The sequence below is a fragment of the Ramlibacter sp. GS1-15 genome, assembly GCF_057785015.1.
In genome coordinates this window covers 1-21,902 of sequence record NZ_JBYNTU010000001.1, presented here as the reverse complement: position 1 = coordinate 21,902, position 21,902 = coordinate 1, and the positions used below count along the sequence as shown (strand labels likewise).

Below are 21,902 nucleotides of genomic sequence, written 5' to 3'. Positions count from 1 at the left end.
AGCATGTGCAACAAAGGTTTCGGTGAGAAGAAACCATGTGCGCCGCCACGTCGTGCACGGGTCCAGGGTGAAGCGGATGGGCCCGCGGCGAGTAGGATCAGCCGGCGCCCATGAGCATCTTCGTCAGCATCGCTTCCTATTGCGACCCGGTCCTGGGCTTCACGCTGGCCCGGGCTGCGGCCACGGCGCGTTGGCCCGAGGAACTGCATTTCGGGGTGATCGACCAGAGCCCGGCCGCGCTTCCGGTGCCCGACCCCCGCGCCTTCGGTCCGGCACGGCTGTCCTGCGTTCGCATCGAGCCGGTCTATGCCCGCGGCCCCTGCTGGGCCCGGGCCATCGCGATGTCGCTCTACGACGGCGAAGAGTGGTTCCTGCAGATCGATTCGCACATGGACTTCGACCGGCACTGGGACCAGCGCCTGATCGGCCAGGCGCAGGCCCTGATGCCCGGCCGGCGCGGCCTGGTGATCAGCGCCTACCCCAACCCGTTCGTATTCGAAGGCGACAAGCCGGTGCACAAGCCCGCGACCGACAAGGTGCTGGCGCATGTGGTGAAGACCGGCACCGGGTTCGAAGCCGACCATCCGGTGTTGTCCTTCGAGGCGCATCCGGTCGGGCGCGACGAACCGTTGCCCGGCTTCCACCTCGCGGCCGGCTGCCTGTTCGCGCCGGGTGACCTGGCGCAGGACTTCCCCTACGACCCCTGGTTCTACTTCCATGGCGAGGAGCAGGCGTACGCGGTGCGCCTGTACACGCACGGCTGGGACATCTTCCACGTGCCGGGCCTGCCGCTTTACCACCTGTACAACAGCCCGGAATCGGGTGCTCCCGCGCGGCCGATGCACTGGGACGAGCAGCACGACCGGGAGCGCGCACGCACCTGGTGGGACTTCGAACAGCGCTCGCGCGGGCGGCTCGACGCCTTGCTCGACGACGCCCCGATGGGCGTGTACGGCCTGGGGCGGGTGCGATCGCTCGAGGATTACGCCGCTTTCAGCGGGATCGACTTCAAGCGCCGCACGATCGCGTCACGCGCGTACCGGCCCCTCGAGCGCCTCGGCTAGTTCCCGGCGATCTCGCGCGCCAGGCACAGGTCGGCCCAGGCCTTCGCCTTGTCCGGCAGGCTGCGCAGCAGGTAGGCCGGGTGGTAGGTGACGACCACCGGCACACCCGCGTACGAATGACGCTGGCCGCGCAACTTGCCGATCGCCTCGGTCGTGCCGAGCAGCGATTGCACGGCAAAGCGCCCCATGGCCACGATGATCTTCGGCCGCAGCAGTTCCACCTGGCGGCGCAGGAAGGGCTCGCACTGCGCGACTTCCTCCGGCTCGGGATTGCGGTTGCCGGGCGGACGGCACTTGAGCACGTTGGCGATGAAAACCTTCTCGCGACGCGACAGGCCCAGCGCGCGCAACATGTTGTCCAGCAGTTTGCCCGCCTGGCCGACGAAGGGCTCGCCCTGGATGTCCTCGTTCTCGCCCGGCGCCTCGCCGACGATCAGCCAGTCGGCCTGGCGGTCGCCGACGCCGAACACGGTGTTGCGCCGCGTCGCGCACAGCTTGCACGCACCGCAAGCCGCCACAGCCGCTTCGAGCGCATCCCATTCCATCAGCTCGATGCCGCTCGCGCGTGGGGCGAGTTCGACCGGCACACGCGCCGGTGCGGATTCGCGCGCCGCACCCGCCGGCCGCGGCTCCGGCGGCGCGTCCTGCACTGCCAGCCGCGGCGGCGGCAGGCGGATGCCGAACTGCTCCAGCATCGCGACGCGACGTTCGTCCAACTGGAGCGTCATAGCTTCAGGCTCATGACGATCGCGTCCTCGCGCCGGCCGCTCGCCGCCGGGTAGTACCCCTTGCGCTCGCCGACGCGCCGGTAACCGTGCTGCTCGTAAATGCGCTGCGCCCGCCGGTTGCTCACACGCACTTCCAGCCACAGCCATTGCGCGCCCTGCCCGCGGGCCCAGAGGGCGAGCGCATCCAGCATCACGCGGCCCCAGCCCTGCGACTGGTGTTCGGGTGCGACCGTGATGTTGAGCAGATGCACTTCGTCCACGCCCATCATCGCCACGAAGTAGCCGAGCAGCGTGTCGTCGGCCACGAGCACCTGCGCCTGATAACCCGAACGCAGCGAATCGGCGAAGTTGCCGCGCGTCCACGGGTGCTCGTACGCCAGCGACTCGATGGCGACGACCTCGTCGAGCCAGTCGTCGGTCATCGGCTCGAACTGCGCTTCGGCGGACTTCAGGACGGCACTCATGGCGGGGACTGCAGCTGGCGCGCCTGCGCGCGCTCCTCGGTGGTCTGCGCCACTTTATCGCGAATGTAGACCGGCAGGGCGTGATCCGCGTCCTGCGCCTCGCCGCAAGCGATGAGCCGCGGCGCAAGGCGCAGCAGCGCCGGGGCGGACGGCACGGCATCGACACGCGGCGTGAGGATGTTCCCGGCCAGTGTCCAGCCGGAGGGGACCTCGACCGCCTCGGGACGTGCCAGCACCATGTCGCCCTCGCGTCGCCAGACACCGGCGTCGTGCACATAGCGCGCCGCGTACACCTCGCCCATGCGCGCATCGAGCACGGCGACGACGCGATCGGCGCCGCAGCGCGCCCGGGCGTCCTCGGCGACGGCCAGCAGCGTCTCGACCCCGAGCACCGGCACGCGTGCGCCGAAACCCAGGCCCTGGGCGACCGAGCAGGCCGTGCGCAGGCCCGTGAACGAGCCCGGCCCGCGCCCGAACACGATGGCGTCGAGCGCCCGCAGGTCCAGGCCCGCGCGCGCGAGCAGTTGCTGCAGCAAGGGAATGAGCGCCGCCGACGAGTGCGCGCCGCCGGCCGCTTCCTCCTCGAGCACGGGCGCGCCCGCGCGCTGCACGGCGGCGCGCAGGATCTCGGTGCTGGTGTCGAAGGCGAGGAGGTTCAAGGACGGGGGCGGGAACAACCCGCCATTATCGAACGACATAATCCGCGCATGCCGCTGCAACGATGGATGGCCCCGGCCGCGTACGTGTTCGCGTTCGCATGTCACGCCCAGGCGCTGCCGCCCGCCGTCGATGCCGCGCTGGCCCGCGCCAGACTGCCGCGCGAGGCGTTCGTGGCGGTGGTCGTCGATGCCGAAGGCAAGGCCCCGCCACGGCTGAGCCATCGGGCGGATGTCGGCGTCAATCCCGCGTCGGTTGCCAAGCTAACGACCACCTTCGCCGCACTCGATCTGCTCGGCCCCGCCTACACCTGGCGCACGCCGGTGTTCATCGACGGCCCGATCGCGGACGGTGTGCTGCAGGGCAACCTCTACATCAAGGGCCAGGGCGACCCGAAGCTGGTCGCCGAGCGCCTGTGGCTGCTGCTGCGCCGGGTGCAGGGGCTGGGCATCCACACCATTGCCGGCGACATCATCCTCGACCACAGTGCCTTCGACGTGCCGCCGCAGGATCCGGGGGCGTTCGACGGCGAGCCGCTGCGGCCCTACAACGCCTCGCCCGATGCGTTGCTGGTGAACTTCAAGTCGGTGCTCATGACCTTCACGCCCGCGGGCTCGCGCGCGATGCTGCAGGTGGAGCCGCCGCTGGCGGGCGTGCAGTTCCCCCCCGACGTGCCGATCGCCCGCAACGGTTGCGGCGACTGGCGCAGCGCCTTGCAGGCCGATTTCGCGCAGCCCGCGCGCGTGCGCTTCGCCGGCGGGTACGGCGCGGGGTGCGGCGAGCGTCAGTGGCCGCTGGCGTATGCCGATCCGGCGAGTTACGCGGTGCGCGCCATCGGCGGCATGTGGCAGCACCTGGGCGGCGGGCTGAAGGGCCAGGTGCGCGACGGGCTCGTGCCTGCCGGCCTGCTGCCCGCGTTCGAGCTCGGCTCGCCGCCGCTGGCCGAAGTGATCCGCGACGTCAACAAGTACAGCAACAACGTGATGGCGCAGCAGGTGTTCCTCACGATCGCGCTGCAGCGTTCCAGCCCGGCGACGTTCGAGACCGCGCGCGAGTCCGTGCGCGCCTGGTGGCGCGAGCGCATCGGCGGCGAGCCGCCCGCGATCCAGAATGGCTCGGGCCTGGCACGCGACGAGCGCGTCAGCGCGGCGCAGCTCGCGCGCCTGTTGCAGGCCGCCTGGGCGTCTCCGTTCATGCCGGAATTCGTGTCCTCGCTGCCGCTGGCCGGCATCGACGGGACGTTGCGCGGCTCCGCCGCGCGCGTCAACGCGCACCTGAAGACCGGCAGCCTGCGCGACGTGCACGGCGTGGCCGGCTACGTCGAGGGCGCCGGCGGCAAGCGCTGGGTGCTGGTGGCGATCGCCAACCATCCCAATGCCGCCGCGGTGCAGGACGCGATCGACGCGCTCGTCACCTGGACGGCGCAGGGCGAATGATGTCGGTGCTGGCCGAATTCGTGGGATCCGCCGCCGCCGTGCTCACCACGGCGAGCTTCGTGCCGCAGGTGTGGCACACCTGGCGCACGCGCGACGTGCGCGGCATCTCGCTGGGCATGTACGTGGCGTTCGCCACCGGCGTGGCCTTGTGGCTGCTCTACGGCCTGTTGCTGGACGCGTGGCCGATCGTGGTGGCCAATGCGATCACGCTCGCACTGGCCATCGCCATCCTCGCGATGAAGCTGCGCTGGTCGCGCTAGGCGCCGTCACCAGCGGTTGTGGACCCGGGTGTAGACGTGGTTGCCGAGCGGCACGTGGACCGAGGGCGTCGGATAGACCGGATCGGCCCACATGTAGCTGGTATAGGAAATGCCCGGCACGATGGTGGCGGTCGTGCACAGCGCCGAGTTCACCTGGCCCGTGCCGATCCCGATGCCCGGCCCGGCATCGACGGACGTGCAGACCACCGTGGTGCTGTCGGTGAAGCCGTAGCCCGTCGGGGCATTCGACATCAGGTTGAACAGGCCTCCCGTCACGTCGACGTACAGCATGTCCTTCAGCTGGTTGACCAGCGCCACTTCCGCGGCGTTGTTGAAGGCGGTGCTCGCCGTCGACAGCACGGCCTTCTGGCCGATCGAGGTCGCCCAGGGCGTCGTGCCCAGGTCGTAGGTGCTCAGCACGACGACGTGCTTCGCGCCGGCGGCGACCAGCCGCTGGGCCTGCGCGGCGAGGTCCTGCCCGGCCTGCCGCAAGTTGGCATTCATCTGGTCGGCGGTGATCGTGCCCGCGCGGTACGCCGCCATCTGCACGATGATGTCCGCAATGCCCCCCTGGATCACGACCAGGTCGCCGTCCGTGAACGAGCGCGTCGCCAGGAAGGCATCGATCTGCTCCTTGATCGTGGGCGTGGCACTGTTGCCGGCCGCGTCGGGCTTGAGCACGACGCGCGCATTGCCGGTGGCGTAATTGGTCCCGCCGTCGACGGACTTCGCCACCCGCAGGCCGTAGTCGCCGGCGAGCTGCTGCACCCACATCGGGTACGTGCCGTCGTTGACGGTGTAGCGCGCCGCCGCATTCACGGCGTTGGACGTGTTGCCCATGTCCGACAGCGAGTCGCCGAAGGCAACCACGCGTGTCGGCGTGAACTGCGATTCGATCGAGCCCGAGCCGCAAGCGGTGAGGGCGAGCAGGGCCGCGGGCGCGAGCGCCAGCAGCGCGCGGCGCATCCACTGAAATGCCATTGAATTCTCCAATCTGACTGGCGGGTAGTGTAACGAGGGGGCCGGCGCGGTCAGCCGGCGGCGGCCCGCTGCAGCCGGTCGCGCACGCCCGCCCAGTCCGGCGTATCGGGCGGGGTCTCGACCCAGATCAGGCGCACCCCTTGCGCGTCGAAATCGCGCAGCACGGCAAAGAGCTGCCGCGCGGTTTCGGCCGCGTCGTCGGGCATGCGCCGGCGCAGCACGCGCGAGGAAGGCGTTTTCAGGATCACCCGGGAATAGATCGCAATGCCCTGCGCTTCGTTCCCCAGCACGTCGAGCGCGGTCTGCAGCGCCTTCGCGTCCATCAGCCGCACCTTGGCCTGCGGCGCGTAGTGCGACTCCAGCGTGCCCGAAGCGCGCGGCGCAGCGCCCTCCAGCTCACCGGGCAGGCGCAGGCGCTCGCCGCAGGCCTGCTCGATGTGCGCGGTCGTGATCATGCCGGGGCGCAGCAGCACCGGCACGCCGCGCGTGCAGTCGACGATGGTCGATTCGATGCCGACCCGGCACGGGCCGCCGTCAAGCACCAGCAGCGCGTCGCCGAACTCGCCGTGCACGTGCTGCGCGGTGGTCGGGCTCACGCGGCCGAAGCGGTTCGCGCTGGGCCCTGCGAGCCCGTGCACACCGGCCTGCGCGCAGGCGACCAGCAACGCGTGCGCGACGGGATGGGACGGGCAACGGATGCCGATCGATCCCTGGCCGCCTGCCGCGGCCGTCGCCACGCCTTCGCGGCGCGGCAGGATCAGCGTGAGCGGGCCGGGCCAGAAGGCCTGCATCAGCTTGCGCGCGAAGGCCGGGACGGAGGCGGCGAACGCATCGGCCGCCGCCGCGTCGGGGACGTGCACGATCAACGGGTGGTCGGCGGGCCGGCCCTTGGTGGCGAAGATCTTCGCGACGGCCGCATCGCTGCCGGCATCGGCCCCCAGCCCATAGACGGTCTCGGTGGGGAACGCGACCAGGTCCCCGCGCGCCAAAGCCTGCACGGCTTGCGCGATCGAGGCCGGGACTGCGCCATCGAGGATCACGGCAATCCCCCCTAGAACGGTTCGATGCCGAGGATGGCCGCGGCCTGCAGCGCGACGCCGCGCACGTCCTCGACGCTCGCGCCGGTCACGTTCAGGTGGCCCATCTTGCGCCCGCGCCGCGCGCCTTGCTTGCCGTACAGGTGCAGGTGCGCGCCGGGCAGGGCGAGCACGTCGTGCCAGGCCGGCTCGCGCTCCTCGTCACCCTCGGAAAACCACAGGTCGCCCAGCAGGTTCAGCATGATGGCCGGGCTGTGCTGGCGCGGCGGCGTGAGCGGCAGGCCGGCCAGCGTGCGCACCTGCAGCTCGAACTGCGAGACGTCGCTGGCGTCCATGCTCCAGTGGCCGCTGTTGTGCGGGCGCGGTGCGATCTCGTTGACCACGAGGCTGCCGTCTTCGAGCACGAAGAATTCGACGCACAGCACGCCGGTGTATTGCAGGCCGTCGGCCACGGTTCGCGCGGCCTCGATCGCCTGCCTCGCCTGCTCGGGGGGCACCGCGCCTTCGTGCACTTCGGTGACGGCGAGGATGCCGCCGCGGTGCAGGTTGCGCTGCACGGGCAGGTGCACCATCGCGCCGCCGCCGCGCGCGACGATCACGGAGCATTCGAAGGCGAGCGGCAGCAGCTTCTCGAGCACGCAGGGCACCCGCTTCAGGTCTTCCCACGCGGCCGCCAGCTCTTCGCGCGTACCCACGCGCACCTGGCCCTTGCCGTCGTAACCCAGGCGCGAAGTCTTGAGCACGCCCGGCAGCAGGCCGTCGGGCACGGCCGCAAGATGACGCGCCGTTTCGATCACGGCATGCGGCGCGCAGGGCACGCGGCAGCGCGTGAAGTGCGCCTTCTCGCGCGCGCGGTCCTGCGCGATCGACAGGGCGTAAGCCCCCGGCGACACCGGGCGCGACTGCGCGAGCTTGGCCATCGCCGCGGCCGGGACGTTCTCGAACTCGGTCGTGATCGCGGCGCTGACGCGGGCCAGTTCGGCCAGGCCCTGTTCATCCAGGTATTCGCTGCGGATGTGGTGCTGGCTCACCAGTCCCGCCGGGCTGGCTTCCTCGGGATCGAGCACGGCTGTCGCATACCCCATGCGCTGGGCCGCGTGCACGAACATGCGGCCCAGCTGGCCGCCGCCCATGACACCCAGCGTGGCGCCCGGCAGGATTTCCGGTGAGCTCATGCGGCCGGCGGCAGGCTCATCCGGCGCGCCTCGTCGGTCTGGCGCAGGCGGAAGTCTTCGAGCTTCTGGCGCAGCGCCTGGTCCTCGCTCGCCAGCAGCGCCACCGCGAACAGCGCCGCGTTGGCGGCGCCGGCGGCGCCGATGGCGAAGGTGGCCACGGGAATGCCCCTGGGCATCTGCACGATGCTGTGGAGCGAATCGACGCCCTGCAGGTGGCGGCTGGCCACCGGCACGCCCAGCACGGGCACCACGGTCTTGGCGGCGAGCATGCCCGGCAGGTGCGCGGCGCCACCGGCGCCGGCAATGATGGCCTTCAGCCCGCGCGCGGCCGCGCCCTGCGCGTACGCGAACATGTCGTCGGGCATGCGGTGCGCCGAAACGACCCTGGCTTCGTGGGCGATGCCGAATTCCTGGAGAATCGCCACTGCATGCTGCATGGTGTCCCAGTCGCTGCTGGAACCCATCACCACGCCGACCTGTACCGAGCTGCCCATTGATGCTCCCAAAGGTTGAATTTTAAAGGCCTCACCCGAGCTAGCCCAGATGATCGACGTCACCATTGAAAACTTCGAAGCGGAGGTCATCGCGGCCTCGATGGAGCAGCCCGTGCTCGTGGACTTCTGGGCCACCTGGTGCGGGCCCTGCAAGGTGATCGGCCCGATCCTCGAGAAGCTCGAACTCGATTACGCGGGCCGCTTCAAGCTCGCCAAGATCGACTCGGACCAGGAGCAGCAGCTGGCCGCCGCCTTCGGCATCCGCAGCATCCCCACCGTGATCCTGATGATGAACGGCCAGCCGGTGGACGGCTTCATGGGGGCGCTGCCCGAGGGCCAGGTGCGCCAGTTCCTCGACAAGCACCTGCCGCCGGCCGAAGAGGCTCCCGAGGAAGAGGTCGTGCAGGAAGAGCCGCCGGCCGACGCGGCGTCGCAGCTGGAACGCCTGCAGCACGCGGTCGCGACGGACCCGTCCAACGACGATGCACGCTACGACTACGTCAAGGCGCTGCTGCAGGCCGGCCGCACCGACGATGCGAAGGTCGCGTTCGCGCCGGTGATCGCCAAGGCGCAACTGGTGCGCAAGCTCGATGCGCTGCAGCGCTGGATGAACGCGATCGACGCGTCGGAGAAAACGAAACTCGGCGAGCTCGACGCCCGCATCGCCGCCAACAAGCGCGACTTCGACGCGCGCTTCGCCCGCGCGCAGGCGCTGATGGCCGGCCAGCGCTGGACCGACGCGATGGACGAACTGCTGGAAATCCTGATGCGCGACAAGGCGTGGAGCGACGAACTCGCGCGCAAGACCTACATCGCCATCCTCGAGATCATCGAGCCGCCCAAGCCCAAGGTCGCCGACGGCCAGATCCCGCCGGACGACCCGACCGTGGCGACCTACCGCCGGCGCCTGTCGAGCGTGGTCCTGAGCTGAAGTTCGGGCGCGGGGTTCAGGCGCGCAGGCGGTCGAGCGCCTCGCGGTATTTCGCCGCCGTCTTCTCGACCACCTCGCGCGGCAGCGCCGGCGCGGGCGGCGTCTTCGGCCAGGGCTGGCCGTTGATGCGCACGGCTTCCAGCCAGTCGCGCACGAACTGCTTGTCGAAGCTGGGCGGGTTCTGCCCCGCCGCGAAGGCCGCCTCGTAACCTTCGACCGGCCAGTAGCGCGACGAATCGGGCGTGAGCACCTCGTCCATCAGCACCACGTTGCCGTTCTCGTCCAGGCCGAATTCGAACTTGGTGTCCGCGATGATCATGCCCTTGGTGAGCGCGAAATCCGCCGCTTCCCTGTAGATGCGGATGCTCAGGTCGCGGATCCTGGCGGCGACCTCGGGCCCGGTGATCTTCACGACCTGCTCGAACGAGATGTTCTCGTCGTGCTGGCCCATCTCCGCCTTCGCGGCGGGCGTGAAGATCGGCTCGGGCAATTTGCTCGCGTTCTTCAGGCCGGCAGGCAGCTTCACGCCGCACACCGATTGCGACTGCTGGTACTCGACCCAGCCGCTGCCCGCCAGGTAGCCGCGCACGACGGCCTCGACCGGGATCGGCCTCAGCCGCTTCACCAGCATGGCCCGGCCGCGCACTTGCGGCACTTCCTCGGGCCGCACCACCGATTCGGGCGCATCGCCCGTGAGGTGGTTCGGGCACACGTGCCCCAGGCGCGCGAACCAGAACAGCGCCATCTGCGTGAGGATCTCGCCCTTGCCGGGGATCGGCTCGCCCATGATCACGTCGAACGCCGAGAGGCGATCGCTCGCGACCATCAGGATGCGGTCGTTGCCGACGGCGTAGTTGTCGCGCACCTTGCCGCGCGCGAGCAGCGGCAGCGAGCCGATGCTCGAGGTATGCAGGGCCGCGGCCATCAGGCCACGACCTGCGCGAGTTCGCCCTTCTCGTACTTCTGCGCGATGACCGGCAGCGGCTGCGGCTTGATCTTGGCCGCCTGGCCCTGGCAGCCGAACTCGACGTAGCGCTGCTTGCAGATCTGCTTGGCCGCTTCGCGCGCGGGCTTGAGCCACTCGCGCGCGTCGAATTTCTCCGGGTTCTCGGCGAGGAACTTGCGCACGGCAGCCGTCATCGCGAGGCGGATGTCGGTGTCGATGTTGATCTTGCGCACGCCGTGCTTGATCGCTTCCTGGATCTCCTCCACCGGCACGCCGTAGGTTTCCTTGATCCTGCCGCCGTACTGGTTGATGACGGCCAGCAGGTCCTGCGGCACCGAGGACGAACCGTGCATCACCAGGTGCGTGTTGGGGATGCGGCGGTGGATTTCCTTGATGCGGTCGATCGCCAGGATGTCGCCGGTGGGCTTGCGCGAGAACTTGTACGCGCCGTGGCTGGTGCCGATCGCGATGGCGAGTGCGTCCAGCTGCGTCTTCTTCACGAAGTCCGCCGCCTGCTCGGGGTCGGTCAGCAGCTGTTCGCGCGTCATCGTGCCTTCGGCGCCGTGGCCGTCCTCCTTGTCGCCCTTCATGGTTTCGAGCGAGCCGAGGCAGCCCAGCTCGCCTTCGACGGTGACGCCGGTCTTGTGCGCCATGTCGACGACCTTCTTGGTCACGTCGACGTTGTAGTCGTAGCTGGCGATCGACTTGCCATCGGCCTGCAGCGAGCCGTCCATCATCACCGACGAGAAACCGAGCTTGATCGCACCGGCGCACACATCCGGGCTCTGGCCGTGGTCCTGGTGCATCACCAGCGGAATCTCGGGATAGGCCTCCAGCGCCGCGAGGATCAGGTGCTTGATGAAGGGCTCACCCGCGTACTTGCGGGCGCCGGCGCTCGCCTGCAGGATGACCGGCGCGCCGGTCTCGCGCGCCGCTTCCATCACGGCCTGGACCTGCTCGAGGTTGTTGACGTTGAAGGCCGGGATGCCATAGCCGTTTTCGGCGGCATGGTCCAGCAGCTGGCGCATGGAAACGAGGGGCATGGTGCGATCCTGCAGGTGAAGGTGTTGCCCCGATTTTACGAGCGGTGGGGCTCAGGCGACCCGGCAGATCTTGAGCATGTTGGTGCCGCCGGGCGCGCCCATCGGTTCCCCGCAGGTGATCGCGTAGATGTCGCCGCTGGCCATGATGCCGCGCTTCTTCAGGTGCGCCTCGGCTTCGCGCAGCGCCTCGTCGCGCTCGGCGCTCTGGTCCATCAGCAGCGGCCGCACGTTACGGTAGAGCGCCATCCTGCGCTGCGTCTCGAGCTTGGGCGTGAGAGCGTAGATCGGGATGTGGATGCGATGGCGGCTCATCCAGAGCGGCGTCGAGCCCGAGTCGGTCAGCGCGACGATGGCCTTGCAGCCGAGGTGGTGCGCCGTGAACAGCGCGCCCATCGCGATCGACTGGTCGATGCGCGAGAAGCTCATGCCGGTGAAGTCCGCGTCGAGCTTCACTTCCTCGGCCTTCTCCGCCTCCGAGCAGATGTTGGCGATCTCGATGATGGTCTCCAGCGGAAACTTGCCGGCCGCGGTTTCGGCGCTGGTCATCACGGCGTCGGTCCCGTCGAGCACTGCGTTGGCGACGTCGCTCACCTCGGCGCGCGTGGGCACCGGGTTGCCGATCATCGATTCCATCATCTGCGTCGCCGTGATCACGACCTTGTCGTGCTCGCGGGCGAGCCGGATCATGCGCTTCTGCAGGGCGGGCACGGCCGCGTTGCCGACTTCCACCGCCAGGTCGCCGCGCGCGACCATGATGCCGTCGCTGGCTTCGAGAATCGCTTCCAGGTTGGGAATCGCCTCGGCCCGCTCGATCTTGGCGATCAGGCCCGGCTTGTGGCGGTAGTCGGCGCCGGCCACGTTGCACAGCTGGCGCGCCATCTCCATGTCGGTCGCCGTCTTCGGGAAGCTCACCGCCACGTAATCGGCCTGGAAGCTCATCGCCGTGCGGATGTCCTCCATGTCCTTGGCGGTGAGCGCGGGCGCCGTCAGGCCCCCGCCCATCTTGTTGATGCCCTTGTTGTTGGACAAGTCGCCGCCGAGCTTGACGGTGGTCATCACCTTCTCGCCGCGCACCCCGTCCACCGTGAGAACGATCAGCCCGTCGTTGAGCAGCAGCAGGTCGCCCGGCTTCACATCGCGCGGCAGCTCCTTGTAGTCCAGGCCGACGCCGTGGATGTCGCCCGGCTCGGTGCGCGAGGCGTCCAGCACGAACTTCTCGCCGGGCTTCAGGGCCACCTTGCCTTCGGCGAACTTGCCGACGCGGATCTTCGGGCCCTGCAGGTCGGCCATGATGGCCACCTCGCGGCCCGCGCGTTGCGCGGCGTCGCGCACCAGCTTCGCGCGGTCGATGTGGTCTTGCGCCTTGCCGTGGCTGAAATTCAGCCGCACGACATTCACGCCGGCGCGGATCAACTGTTCGAGCATCGCGGGGTCGCTCGAAGCCGGTCCGAGGGTGGCGACGATCTTGGTGGCGCGTCGGGCCATAGGGGGCATCTCCTTGTTGGCGGCCATTCTCGCCGATGCGTGCGTCAACCGTTCGCGCGCTTCTCCAGGATCTCGAACGCGGGCAGTTGCTTGCCCTCGAGCACCTCCAGGAACGCCCCACCGCCGGTGGAGATATAGCCGATGTCCTTCTCGATGCCGTACTTGGCGATCGCGGCCAGCGTGTCGCCGCCACCGGCAATGCTGAAGGCGCTGGAATCGGCGATGGCTCGCGCGATGGTCTCGGTGCCGTGAGAGAACGCGTCGAACTCGAACACGCCCACGGGCCCGTTCCAGACGATGGTGCCGGCGGACTTGAGTTGCTGCGCCAGGCGCAGCGCCGTTTGCGGACCGATATCCAGGATCATGTCGTCGCCCGCCACGTCCTGCGCCGCCTTCACCGTGGCGGGTGCGTCGGCCGCAAAAGTCTTGGCGACGACCACATCGGTCGGGATCGGCACTTCGGCCCCGCGCGCCTTCATCGCCGCCATCACGGCCCTGGCTTCCCCGATGAGGTCGGCTTCGACCAGCGATTTGCCGATGGGCAGGCCGGCCGCGTACATGAAGGTGTTGGCGATGCCGCCGCCCACGATCAGCTGGTCGACGTTCTTCGCCAGCGACTGCAGGATGGTGAGCTTGGTCGACACCTTCGAGCCGGCGACGATCGCCGCCAGCGGGCGCTTGGGTTGCGCCAGCGCCTTGGTGATCGCGTCGATCTCGGCGGCGAGCAGCGGGCCGGCGCAGGCGACCTTCGCGTACTGCGCGATACCGTAGGTCGTCGCCTCGGCCCGGTGCGCGGTGCCGAACGCGTCGTTGACGTAGATGTCGCACAGCTTCGCCATCTTCTGCGCGAGCTCGGGATTGTTCTTCTTCTCGCCCTTGTTGAGGCGGCAGTTCTCCAGCAGCACGACCTCGCCCGGCTTCACGTCGACGCCGTCCACCCAGTTCCGCTTGAGCGGCACCTCGCGCCCCAGCAGCTGCGAGAGGCGCTGGGCCACCGGTGCCAGCGAATCCTCGGGCTTGAACTCGCCTTCGGTCGGCCGGCCCAGGTGGGACGTGACCATCACGGCCGCCCCGGCGTCGAGCGCCATGCGGATGCACGGCACCGAGGCGCGGATACGCGTGTCCTCGGTGATGTGGCCGGCGTCGTCCTGCGGCACGTTGAGGTCGGCGCGGATGAACACGCGTTGGCCGCGGGCGCGGCCCTGGGCGCAAAGGTCGGAGAAGCGAAGGATGTTCATCCCCCGATTCTAGAAAGCTACCAACCCAGCCCGAGGTGCAGGGGCAGATAGACCGCCATGCCGCCCGCGATGGTGAGCAGCACGCTGCGCCGCCAGTAGAAGAGCAGGGCACCGACCGGCGCGGCGAACAGGCGCGCGTCGCGCAGGCTGCCGACCAGGTGACCGGACTGCATCACGATCTCCGGCGCGATGACGCCGGCGAGCGCGGCCACCGGCGCGTACTGCAGCGCGCGTTCGGCCCAGGACGGCAACGCCCACGGCCGGTCGAGGATGAAGAAGAAGCAGCGCGTGAGGACGGTGACCCCGGCGAGCCCGACGATCACGGCGATCGTCCACAGGTCCGTTTCCGGTGCGTTCACGTCGCTTCCTGCCATGCGGGGGGCCCGCGCCGCTCGAGCCAGAAACTCACACCGACGGCAACGAGGATGGCCGCCACGATGTTGAGCTTCAGCGGCAGCGCGTACGCCGCGACAGCCGCCGCGCCCGCGACCAGCGCCGACAGCTTGCGCAATGGCGTGTTCGCCAGCGAACAGAGGATGCCGACCAGGCACAGCACGCCGGCGAAGCCCAGGCCCCACGACGTCGGGATCAGGTTGCCGAGCACGATGCCGGCGACGCTCGTCGCCATCCAGCTGGTCCAGGTCACGAAGTAGTTGCCGCAGAGGTACGCCTCTTCCTCGCGCCATTGCGCGGGCGTGGTGCCGGGCTGCGGGAACCGGCGCGTGAACATCGCGTAGCTCATGTCGGCAGTGAGGTAGCCGTTGAGCATCCGCCGCCAGCGCGGCATGTGCATCATGTACGGCCGCAGGTGCAGGCTGAACACGACGAAGCGCAGGTTCACGCAGAAGCCGGTGGCGAGGATCACCCACAGCGGCGCGCCGGCCACGATCAGCGGGATCGCCGCCAGTTGCGAGCTGCCGGCGTACACGAGGAAGGTCATGGCCAGCGCCTCGACCGCGCTCATGCCGGACTTGACCATCGCCACGCCGGTCATCAGGCCCCAGGCGCTGATCCCGGTGGCCAGCGGCAACATGTCGCGCGCGGCTTCCTTGAACGCGGGATGCGTGTGGTTCTCGCGCAGGAAGAACATCAGGCGGCCGGATCGAAGCGCAGGCCCGGCTCGAGCGCCGCGCCGCGCAGGAAATCCGCCGCGGCCAGCCGTTTGCCGCCGGCGCGCTGCAGCTCGGTGATCTCGAGCCGCCCGCCATCGCCGCAGGCCACGCCGATGCAGCGCTCGTCCGCCGCGACGATGGTGCCCGGCGCCACGCTGCCGCGGCCCGCGAGCGCCTGCGCGCGCCAGACCTTGATGGTCTCGCCCCGCAGCACCGCGGTCGCGCCGGGCGCCGGGTTGAAGGCGCGCACGCGGCGCGCGATCACCGCGGCCGGCTGGGCCCAGTCGATGGGGCTTTCGGCCTTCTCGATCTTCGCGGCATAGGTCACGCCCTCGGCGGGCTGCGGCGTGCGCTGGAGGCCGCCGCAGGCCGCGAGTTCGAGGGCTTCGACGATGAGCCGGCCGCCCAGCACGGCCAGCTTGTCGTGCAGGCTGCCCGTCGTGTCGTCGCCCGCGATCGGCAGCCGCTCGGCCAGCAGCATGTCGCCCGTGTCCAGGCCCTCGTCCATCTGCATGATGGTCACGCCGGTGTCGGCATCGCCCGCCTCGATGGCCCGGTGGATCGGTGCGGCGCCGCGCCAGCGCGGCAGCAGGGACGCATGGATATTCAGGCAACCCAGGCGCGGGGTGCCCAGCACCCAGCGCGGCAGGATCAGGCCGTAAGCCGCGACGACCATCACGTCCGCGCGTGCGGCCTCGATCGCGCGCCTGGCCGCCTCGGCATCCTCCGGGTACTTGCCATCGAGCCGCAGGCTGCGCGGCTGCGCGAGGGAAATTCCGTGCTCGAGCGCGAACTGCTTGACCGGCGAAGGCTGCACCTTCATGCCGCGCCCCGCCGGTCGATCGGGCTGCGTGAGCACCAGCGGCACCGCGAAACCGGCCGCGTGCAGGCGCTCGAGCGCGGTGCGTGCGAAGGCCGGCGTGCCGGCGAAGATGACGTGCAGGGCGGCGATGGTCAGTTCTTGGAGGGGATGTCGGGCCGGTCACCCCCCGGCAGGGGATATTCCACGCCGGGGTGCGCCCGGCGCACGATGCCGGCCTGATCGAGGTACACCCAGTACCACATGTCGATGTAGGCGCGGTCGCGCCAGCGGTAATTCATGATGGGGCCGTTCCAGCTCGCCACATGGTCGATCCACGCGGGCGGGCCGAATTCGCGCTCCACGTCCTCGCGCGTCCAGCCGGACTGGATGCGCATGAAGTTCGCCTCGGTCAGGGCCTGGTCGACGCGCACCACCTTGCCGGCAGGATCGAGATCCACCATCCAGGCCTCGCGGCCGACCGGCTGCAGCGAATACTGCAGGCGCTGGCCGCCGCCGGGCAGGGCCACGACGCGCGTGGGCTGGCCGGCGCGCGCGATCACCGCATCGCGCGGCGTGCCCGGCGCGATGCCCGTCGGCCCCAGGCCCGCGCAGGCGGTGAGCAAGGCGCAAGCGGCGGCAACGAGGTACTTCATGCTGCGGTCCCGGGTCAGGCGCGAGCGGATTCGCGCTGCGCCTTGAGCATCTTCGTCTTGATCCGGTTGCGCTTGAGCGGCGACAGGTACTCGACGAACACCTTGCCGCGCAGGTGGTCCATCTCGTGCTGGATGCACACGGCCAGGATGCCTTCGGCCTCGATGGTCCGCGCGTGGCCGTGCTCGTCCTGCGCCGTCACCTTCACGTGCGAGGAACGCTCCACGCCGTCGTAGATGCCCGGCACCGACAGGCACCCTTCGTCGTTGACCTGCGTTTCCTCGCTGGCCCAGACGATCTCGGGGTTGACCAGCACCAGCGGCTGGTTCCGCTCCTCGGAAATGTCGATCACGATCACCCGCTCGTGCACGTCCACCTGCGTCGCCGCCAGGCCGATGCCATTGGCTTCGTACATAGTTTCGGTCATGTCGGCCACGAGCTGCCTGATGCGCGCGTCGACGGCCTGCACGGGCTTGGCCACCGTGTGCAGGCGGGGATCGGGGTACTGGAGGATGGTGAGCAAGGCCATGGCGCAAGGGACAGGTTGTCGCTATTTTCGCAACTTTTGGGTGGAGGGGCCCATGCCAAGCGGCATAAACGTTGCCGGATCAAGGGCTTGGGCACAGAATCAGCAGCACTTTGTCAAGACTTACGACTGCTGGCGCGAGCCGGCAGCCGCAGCCCGCAATGCACAAACAGAGCCATCAGCGCCAGCAAGCAGAGGTCCACCAACCGCGTCGCACCGGGGCCGCCTGGCCCGTCTGGGCGGTGCTCGTGGCCGGCCTCGTCGCCGGCGCCGCGCATGCACAGCGCTATCCCATCACGCCCGGACAGCGCTCCACGGCCGAACAGGTCGCCCAGGCGGGCGTGCCCCTGTCCGAGCTGGCGCCCAACGCGCCGGAGGAATACACCGTCAAGCGCGGGGACACGCTCTGGCGCATTTCCGGCATGTACCTCAAGAGCCCGTGGCGCTGGCCCGAGCTGTGGGGCATGAACATGGAGGAGGTGCGCAACCCGCACCTGATCTACCCGGGCCAGCAACTGGTGCTGGAGAAGCTGGACGGCCGGGCGCGGCTGCGCGTGCGCGACGGCGAGGCGCCGCTCGAGACGGTGCGCGTGTCGCCGCGGGTGCGGGTCGAGCCGCTCGCCGACAACGCGATCCCGACGCTGCAGTCCAACCTGATCGAGCCGTTCCTGGCCGAGCCGCTGATCGTCGACGACGCACAGCTCAATGCCGCGCCGCGCATCGTGGCCGTGCCGGAGAACAAGGTGCTGATCACGCGCGGCGACCGCGCCTATGCGCGCGGGCTGGCCGCCACACCCCTGATGCAGAAGGTCGCCGGACGCAGCGAGGACTTCCGCGTGTTCCGCAATGCCAAGCCGCTGCGCGATCCGGCTTCCAGGCAGATCCTGGGCTACGAGGCGCAGTACGTCGGCCGGGCGCAGCTGGTGCGCAGCGAAAGCCAGCAGGACGGCGCCGTCGTTCCCGCGACGATCGACATCGTCTCGGCCAAGGAGGAAATGCGCATCGGCGACCGGATGCTGCCCGAGCCGCCGCGCCAGTTCGTCACCTATGCGCCGCACGCGCCCGCCCCCGGGATGACCGGAACCATCGTGTCCGTCTACGGCGACGCGGTGTCGCTCGCCGGCCAGAACCAGGTGGTGGTGATCGACAAGGGCACGGCCGACGGCATCGACAACGGCACCGTCATGGCGGTCCTGAAACACGGCGGCACCCGCACCGACCGCACGCAGGACGGCGAGCGCGCGACGATCAAGCTGCCTGACGAACGCAACGGCCTGCTGATGGTGTTCCGCCCGTTCGAGAAGCTGTCGTACGCGCTGGTCCTCGAAATCAACGACGTGGTCCAGGTCGGCGACCGCGTCGCCAGCCCGCGCTGACCCTCGCGCCATGGATCGCGAGGAGCTGGCCGGCTGGCTGCGCCTCGCGCTGACCTATTCCCTCGGCAACGCCGGTGCCCGCAAGCTGCTCGGCGCCTTCGGGCTGCCGGGGGCCGTCTTTACGCAATCGCGCGCGGCACTCGAGCAGGTGGTGGGCGCGGCCGGCGCGAAGGCCGTCCTGGAGGCGCCTGAGGGCTTCGACGAGCAGCTCGAGGCAACGTGGCGCTGGCTGGCCGGTGCCGAAGCGCAAGCGCCGCGCCACGTGCTCACGCTCGCCGATGCACGCTATCCCGCCGGACTCCTGCAACTGGCCGACCCGCCGTTGCTGCTCTATGCCATCGGCGAGTTGCGCACGCCCTGGCCCGACGCCATCGCGATCGTGGGCAGCCGCAACCCCACGGCGCAAGGTCTGGCGAACGCCAGGCAGTTCGGCGCGACCTTCGCGCGCGCCGGACTCACCGTGGTCTCGGGCCTGGCCCTCGGCATCGACGGCGCCGCGCATGAAGGCGCGCTCGAGGGCGCCAGCGCGAGCATGCTCGCCACGGCCGCCGTCGTGGGCACGGGCCTCGACCGCGTCTATCCGAAGCAGCACCTGGAGCTCGCGCACCGCATCGCGCGCCAGGGGGTGATCCTCTCCGAATACCCGATCGGCACGCCGCCGCTGGCGCAGAACTTCCCGAAGCGCAACCGCCTGATCGCCGCGCTGACGCACGGCACGGTGGTGGTCGAGGCGGCGCTGCAATCCGGCTCGCTCATCACCGCGCGCCAGGCTGCCGAGCAGGGCAAGGACGTGTTCGCGATTCCGGGCTCGATCCACTCGCCGCAGGCACGCGGCTGCCACGCGCTCCTGAAACAGGGCGCGAAACTGGTTGAGACGGCGCAGGACGTGCTGGAGGAACTGCCGCAATTCGCGCGGCCTGCCGCGGCGCGCCAGGTGGCAGCGAAGGCAACTCCCGCCAGCGAAGATGCGCTGCTGGATGCACTGGGCTTCGATCCGGTGGGCCTCGACGCACTCGTCGCCCGCACCGGGATGCCGGCATCGCAACTGCAGGCGCGCCTGCTCGAACTGGAGCTCGAAGGCAGCGTCGCGCGCCTGCCCGGCGGCCTGTTCCAACGCGTTGGCACGGCATAGCGCGTTGCGGCTCGCACGCAACATTGACCCAAGTCGCGCGTGCAGCGCGCATGTTCTGGGCTATATTGGCGCTCAATGTTCGATGTGCTCGTTTTCGTCTACGAACACTACTGGCGCGGCGATGCCTGCCCCGAGCTTCCGCAACTGGAACGCAAGCTGAGCGCCCACGGCTTCGAGCCCGAGGAGATCCACCAGGCCCTCGCCTGGCTCGATGGCCTCAACTTCGCGGCGCAGAACGCCGCCGCCGCCGAGGAGTCCCCCGCCTACGCCGAAGTCAGCGCCTCCGCGGTGAGCCTGCGCGTGTACTCGTACGCCGAGCAGGAGCACCTGGGCGCCGAGTGCCTGGGGTTCATCGCGTTCCTGGCCGGCGCGGGCGTGCTGCCTCCCACCATGCGCGAGCTCGTGATCGACCGCGCGATGGCCGCGCCGGGCGACCCGGTCTCGCTCGACGACCTGAAGATCATCGTGCTGATGGTTTACTGGAGCTTCGGCAAGCAGCCCGATGCGCTGGTGCTCGACGAGTTGTGCGATACGCCGGAACACCGGATCCCGCACTGAACGGCACGCGCCCACGCCCTTACTGCAGCAGCCGTTCCGGATTGGCGTCGAGCTTGGCCAGGGCGTCGCGCGTGGCCCGCACGGTGAGCGCTTCCTCCTCCGCCGGCAGCAACAGCCCGGCCTGCAGGTAGGCCGCGAGGCGCTTGGCCTGGACCAGGTAGCTGCGGCCGTCGGTGGCGGCGAACAGGTGCAACTGCTTGCGCTCGCTGCGCCACACGTATTGCACCTGCGTGCTCGCGCCGTTGTGGTCCAGCACGAACCAGTTGCCCAGTTGCAGCTCGCCGGCCCAGGCGATCACGCCGGCGCTCGGGCGCGAGCCGCCGTCGGCGATCACCTCGATCATCGAGGCGTCGATGCCCAGCATCATCTCGATGCTCTCGCGGTCCAGCGGCAGGTCGGTCGCCGGGTCGGAAGAGACGAAATCCTCCAGCTGCTCCAGGCGCTTGGACATCGCGTCGATGCGGTGCTGCGGGATCGCCTCGGTCTTGGACAGGAACGCGTCGGCCAGGATATCGCCGATCGCCTTCACGTGAGACTCCTGCGCTGCGCCGGTGATGCCCACGAGCGCCATGCCCTGGCGCAGCCGCTGCAGCAGGCTGGGGAGTTCCTGGATCACCTTGGCGCGCTCGTTGCGGTTCGGCTTGGCGCTCGCGGCCCACACCAGCTCCGAGGCCGCCGTCTTCAGGGCCAGGGTTTCCGCATGCTTGGGGCCGTGCCGCACGGCCGCCAGCGCGAGCACCTCGGCCCAGACCTTGAACAGGAACTCGCGGATTTCCTCGCGCACCGGCATGTCGGCCAGCAGCTTGCGCAGCTCGATGGTGAACTGGATCGCCATCGCCTCCTTCTGCTCGACCTGCTGGGCGACGCTCACCACCTTTTGCGTGGCCTGCTTCTCGGTCAGGAACTTGGCGAGGAACTTCTGGAATTCGTCGTACACCAGCTGGAAGACGCGCCGCCCCGTTTCGGGGTACTGCTCGATCACCTGCACCACTCGCTTGATCTCGGTTTCGAGCGCGCTGCCGTTGATCGAAGCGGTGTCGAAGCCCATGACGACCGAGCCCATGCGGTCGATCAGCTGGCGGGCCGGGTGCTCGAGCGAGCCGAAGAATTCGGGCTCGGCGATCGCCACACGCAGTACCGGCATCTGCAGGCGCGCGAACCACACCCGGATCGCCGGCGGGATGCGCTCTTCCGACAGGATGCTCTGGAACATGAGCGCCACGATCTCGATCGTCGCCTTCTCGCTCGAGGTTTCGGCCTTCTTCTTCAGCTCGCCGGTGCGGCGTCGCAGGTCGACGGCCACGCGCTCCACGGCCGCGTCGTCGTACACGACGACGCCGTCGGCCGCCACCCCTGACGCGCCGGTCCCTGCGGTCTCGAGCACCGTGTCGTGCAGCTGGCTGGCTTCGCGGGCCAACGCCTCCGCGAGCGCCGGGGAAGGCCGCGTCGGCGGCGCCGCCTCGTAGCCTGCAACCCGCTCGGTGAGCAGGCGCCGCAGCTGCCCCAGTACGCCGGAAGCACGCATGCGCGCACGTGCGAGCGGGGGGGTCGAGGTCATCATCCGCGTCTCATCGGTGATGCCCGTGCCGGCATAACCGGGCTGGCCCGGGGCCGAGCGAGCGGCACTGGCACCGCTGGCGCCGCCGGTGGACGCTCCTCCGCCGCCGCCATGGCTGCCACCGCCACCGCCACCGCCACCGCCACCGCCACCGCCACCGCCACCGCCACCGCCGCCGCCGCCGCCGCCCATGCCGCCGCCGAAGCCTGCGCGTGCCCCGCCACCGGCAACGCCGGCGCCCGCGTCAC

General features: G+C 69.7%; 24 protein-coding genes. 7 read left to right on the top strand and 17 right to left on the bottom strand.

The genetic code is table 11. The features are described 5' to 3' along the window. Nucleotides 1–110 precede the first annotated feature (110 nt). Nucleotides 111–1,064, top strand: a complete 954-nt coding sequence (locus tag AC3EF3_RS00120) for a GlcNAc-transferase family protein (protein WP_488530134.1) — start codon at nt 111–113, stop codon at nt 1,062–1,064. Here AC3EF3_RS00120 and AC3EF3_RS00115 read toward each other — a convergent pair. The 3 genes from AC3EF3_RS00115 to tsaB are packed head-to-tail and all read right to left on the bottom strand — an operon-like array spanning nt 1,061 to nt 2,915. After that, nucleotides 1,061–1,792 (bottom strand): uracil-DNA glycosylase, encoded by a 732-nt coding sequence (locus AC3EF3_RS00115; protein WP_488530133.1) that lies wholly within the window; start codon nt 1,790–1,792, stop codon nt 1,061–1,063. The genes AC3EF3_RS00120 and AC3EF3_RS00115 overlap by 4 nt on opposite strands. After that, nucleotides 1,789–2,256 carry a ribosomal protein S18-alanine N-acetyltransferase gene (gene rimI / locus AC3EF3_RS00110; RefSeq protein WP_488530132.1) on the bottom strand — a complete coding sequence of 156 codons (468 nt, stop codon included), beginning with the start codon at nt 2,254–2,256 and terminating at the stop codon, nt 1,789–1,791. The genes AC3EF3_RS00115 and rimI overlap by 4 nt, the downstream gene beginning before the upstream one ends. Continuing rightward, entirely contained in the window at nt 2,253–2,915 is a 663-nt protein-coding gene (gene tsaB, locus AC3EF3_RS00105; protein WP_488533704.1) for a tRNA (adenosine(37)-N6)-threonylcarbamoyltransferase complex dimerization subunit type 1 TsaB, read from the bottom strand. Before tsaB ends, rimI begins: the two co-directional genes overlap by 4 nt. A 48-nt stretch (nt 2,916–2,963) precedes the next feature. On the opposite strand from tsaB, the gene dacB reads away from it, so the two are divergent. Then, the gene (gene dacB / locus AC3EF3_RS00100; RefSeq protein ID WP_488530131.1) at nt 2,964–4,349 is read left to right on the top strand and encodes a D-alanyl-D-alanine carboxypeptidase/D-alanyl-D-alanine endopeptidase; all 1,386 of its coding nucleotides are present in this window, start codon (nt 2,964–2,966) and stop codon (nt 4,347–4,349) included. Continuing rightward, nucleotides 4,346–4,609: a SemiSWEET transporter gene (locus tag AC3EF3_RS00095; protein ID WP_488530130.1), complete on the top strand. Its 264-nt coding sequence runs from the start codon at nt 4,346–4,348 to the stop codon at nt 4,607–4,609. The genes dacB and AC3EF3_RS00095 overlap by 4 nt, the downstream gene beginning before the upstream one ends. Before the next feature lie 6 nt (nt 4,610–4,615). Here AC3EF3_RS00095 and AC3EF3_RS00090 read toward each other — a convergent pair whose 3' ends face one another. The 4 genes from AC3EF3_RS00090 to purE are packed head-to-tail and all read right to left on the bottom strand — an operon-like array spanning nt 4,616 to nt 8,296. Beyond that, nucleotides 4,616–5,590 carry an SGNH/GDSL hydrolase family protein gene (locus AC3EF3_RS00090; RefSeq protein WP_488530129.1) on the bottom strand — a complete coding sequence of 325 codons (975 nt, stop codon included), beginning with the start codon at nt 5,588–5,590 and terminating at the stop codon, nt 4,616–4,618. Between the two features lie 50 nt (nt 5,591–5,640). Further along, nucleotides 5,641–6,630 carry an L-threonylcarbamoyladenylate synthase gene (locus tag AC3EF3_RS00085; protein ID WP_488530128.1) on the bottom strand — a complete coding sequence of 330 codons (990 nt, stop codon included), beginning with the start codon at nt 6,628–6,630 and terminating at the stop codon, nt 5,641–5,643. Between the two features lie 11 nt (nt 6,631–6,641). Further along, nucleotides 6,642–7,802 carry a 5-(carboxyamino)imidazole ribonucleotide synthase gene (locus AC3EF3_RS00080; RefSeq protein ID WP_488530127.1) on the bottom strand — a complete coding sequence of 387 codons (1,161 nt, stop codon included), beginning with the start codon at nt 7,800–7,802 and terminating at the stop codon, nt 6,642–6,644. After that, nucleotides 7,799–8,296: a 5-(carboxyamino)imidazole ribonucleotide mutase gene (gene purE, locus AC3EF3_RS00075; protein WP_488530126.1), complete on the bottom strand. Its 498-nt coding sequence runs from the start codon at nt 8,294–8,296 to the stop codon at nt 7,799–7,801. The genes AC3EF3_RS00080 and purE overlap by 4 nt, the downstream gene beginning before the upstream one ends. Nucleotides 8,297–8,345: 49 nt before the next feature. On the opposite strand from purE, the gene trxA reads away from it, so the two are divergent. Beyond that, on the top strand, nt 8,346–9,227 hold the full coding sequence (gene trxA / locus AC3EF3_RS00070) for a thioredoxin (protein WP_488530125.1): 882 nt from the start codon (nt 8,346–8,348) through the stop codon (nt 9,225–9,227). 16 nt (nt 9,228–9,243) lie between these two features. Here trxA and AC3EF3_RS00065 read toward each other — a convergent pair whose 3' ends face one another. The 9 genes from AC3EF3_RS00065 to def are packed head-to-tail and all read right to left on the bottom strand — an operon-like array spanning nt 9,244 to nt 17,033. Further along, nucleotides 9,244–10,152: a phosphoribosylaminoimidazolesuccinocarboxamide synthase gene (locus tag AC3EF3_RS00065; protein WP_488530124.1), complete on the bottom strand. Its 909-nt coding sequence runs from the start codon at nt 10,150–10,152 to the stop codon at nt 9,244–9,246. Next, a complete protein-coding gene (fba, locus tag AC3EF3_RS00060; protein ID WP_488530123.1) occupies nt 10,152–11,216 on the bottom strand; it encodes a class II fructose-bisphosphate aldolase in 1,065 nt (354 codons plus the stop codon). The genes AC3EF3_RS00065 and fba overlap by 1 nt, the downstream gene beginning before the upstream one ends. Before the next feature lie 51 nt (nt 11,217–11,267). Beyond that, nucleotides 11,268–12,701: a pyruvate kinase gene (pyk, locus tag AC3EF3_RS00055; protein ID WP_488530122.1), complete on the bottom strand. Its 1,434-nt coding sequence runs from the start codon at nt 12,699–12,701 to the stop codon at nt 11,268–11,270. A gap of 44 nt (nt 12,702–12,745) precedes the next feature. After that, nucleotides 12,746–13,939, bottom strand: a complete 1,194-nt coding sequence (locus tag AC3EF3_RS00050; RefSeq protein ID WP_488530121.1) for a phosphoglycerate kinase — start codon at nt 13,937–13,939, stop codon at nt 12,746–12,748. A 17-nt stretch (nt 13,940–13,956) separates the two neighbouring features. Then, nucleotides 13,957–14,298 carry an AzlD domain-containing protein gene (locus AC3EF3_RS00045; RefSeq protein ID WP_488530120.1) on the bottom strand — a complete coding sequence of 114 codons (342 nt, stop codon included), beginning with the start codon at nt 14,296–14,298 and terminating at the stop codon, nt 13,957–13,959. Beyond that, on the bottom strand, nt 14,295–15,029 hold the full coding sequence (locus AC3EF3_RS00040) for an AzlC family ABC transporter permease (protein ID WP_488530119.1): 735 nt from the start codon (nt 15,027–15,029) through the stop codon (nt 14,295–14,297). Before AC3EF3_RS00040 ends, AC3EF3_RS00045 begins: the two co-directional genes overlap by 4 nt. Then, on the bottom strand, nt 15,029–15,994 hold the full coding sequence (fmt, locus tag AC3EF3_RS00035) for a methionyl-tRNA formyltransferase (RefSeq protein WP_488533703.1): 966 nt from the start codon (nt 15,992–15,994) through the stop codon (nt 15,029–15,031). The genes AC3EF3_RS00040 and fmt overlap by 1 nt, the downstream gene beginning before the upstream one ends. 11 nt (nt 15,995–16,005) lie before the next feature. Further along, on the bottom strand, nt 16,006–16,506 hold the full coding sequence (locus tag AC3EF3_RS00030; RefSeq protein WP_488530118.1) for a hypothetical protein: 501 nt from the start codon (nt 16,504–16,506) through the stop codon (nt 16,006–16,008). A 14-nt stretch (nt 16,507–16,520) separates the two neighbouring features. Beyond that, nucleotides 16,521–17,033 carry a peptide deformylase gene (gene def, locus AC3EF3_RS00025; protein ID WP_488530117.1) on the bottom strand — a complete coding sequence of 171 codons (513 nt, stop codon included), beginning with the start codon at nt 17,031–17,033 and terminating at the stop codon, nt 16,521–16,523. Nucleotides 17,034–17,191: 158 nt separating this feature from the next. Here def and AC3EF3_RS00020 point away from each other — a divergent pair, with 158 nt between their 5' ends. The 3 genes from AC3EF3_RS00020 to AC3EF3_RS00010 all read left to right on the top strand — a co-directional run bounded on the left by AC3EF3_RS00020 (nt 17,192) and on the right by AC3EF3_RS00010 (nt 20,096). Then, nucleotides 17,192–18,406: a LysM peptidoglycan-binding domain-containing protein gene (locus AC3EF3_RS00020; protein WP_488530116.1), complete on the top strand. Its 1,215-nt coding sequence runs from the start codon at nt 17,192–17,194 to the stop codon at nt 18,404–18,406. Nucleotides 18,407–18,416: 10 nt separating this feature from the next. Next, nucleotides 18,417–19,538: a DNA-processing protein DprA gene (dprA, locus tag AC3EF3_RS00015; RefSeq protein ID WP_488530115.1), complete on the top strand. Its 1,122-nt coding sequence runs from the start codon at nt 18,417–18,419 to the stop codon at nt 19,536–19,538. 75 nt (nt 19,539–19,613) lie between these two features. Next, nucleotides 19,614–20,096, top strand: coding sequence for a Smg family protein (locus tag AC3EF3_RS00010; RefSeq protein ID WP_488530114.1), 483 nt, complete (start codon nt 19,614–19,616; stop codon nt 20,094–20,096). Nucleotides 20,097–20,115: 19 nt separating this feature from the next. On the opposite strand, the gene AC3EF3_RS00005 is transcribed toward AC3EF3_RS00010, so the two are convergent. Then, nucleotides 20,116–21,902, bottom strand: a 1,787-nt coding sequence (locus tag AC3EF3_RS00005) for a DUF1631 domain-containing protein (RefSeq protein ID WP_488530113.1), incomplete at its 5' end; no start/stop codon positions are given.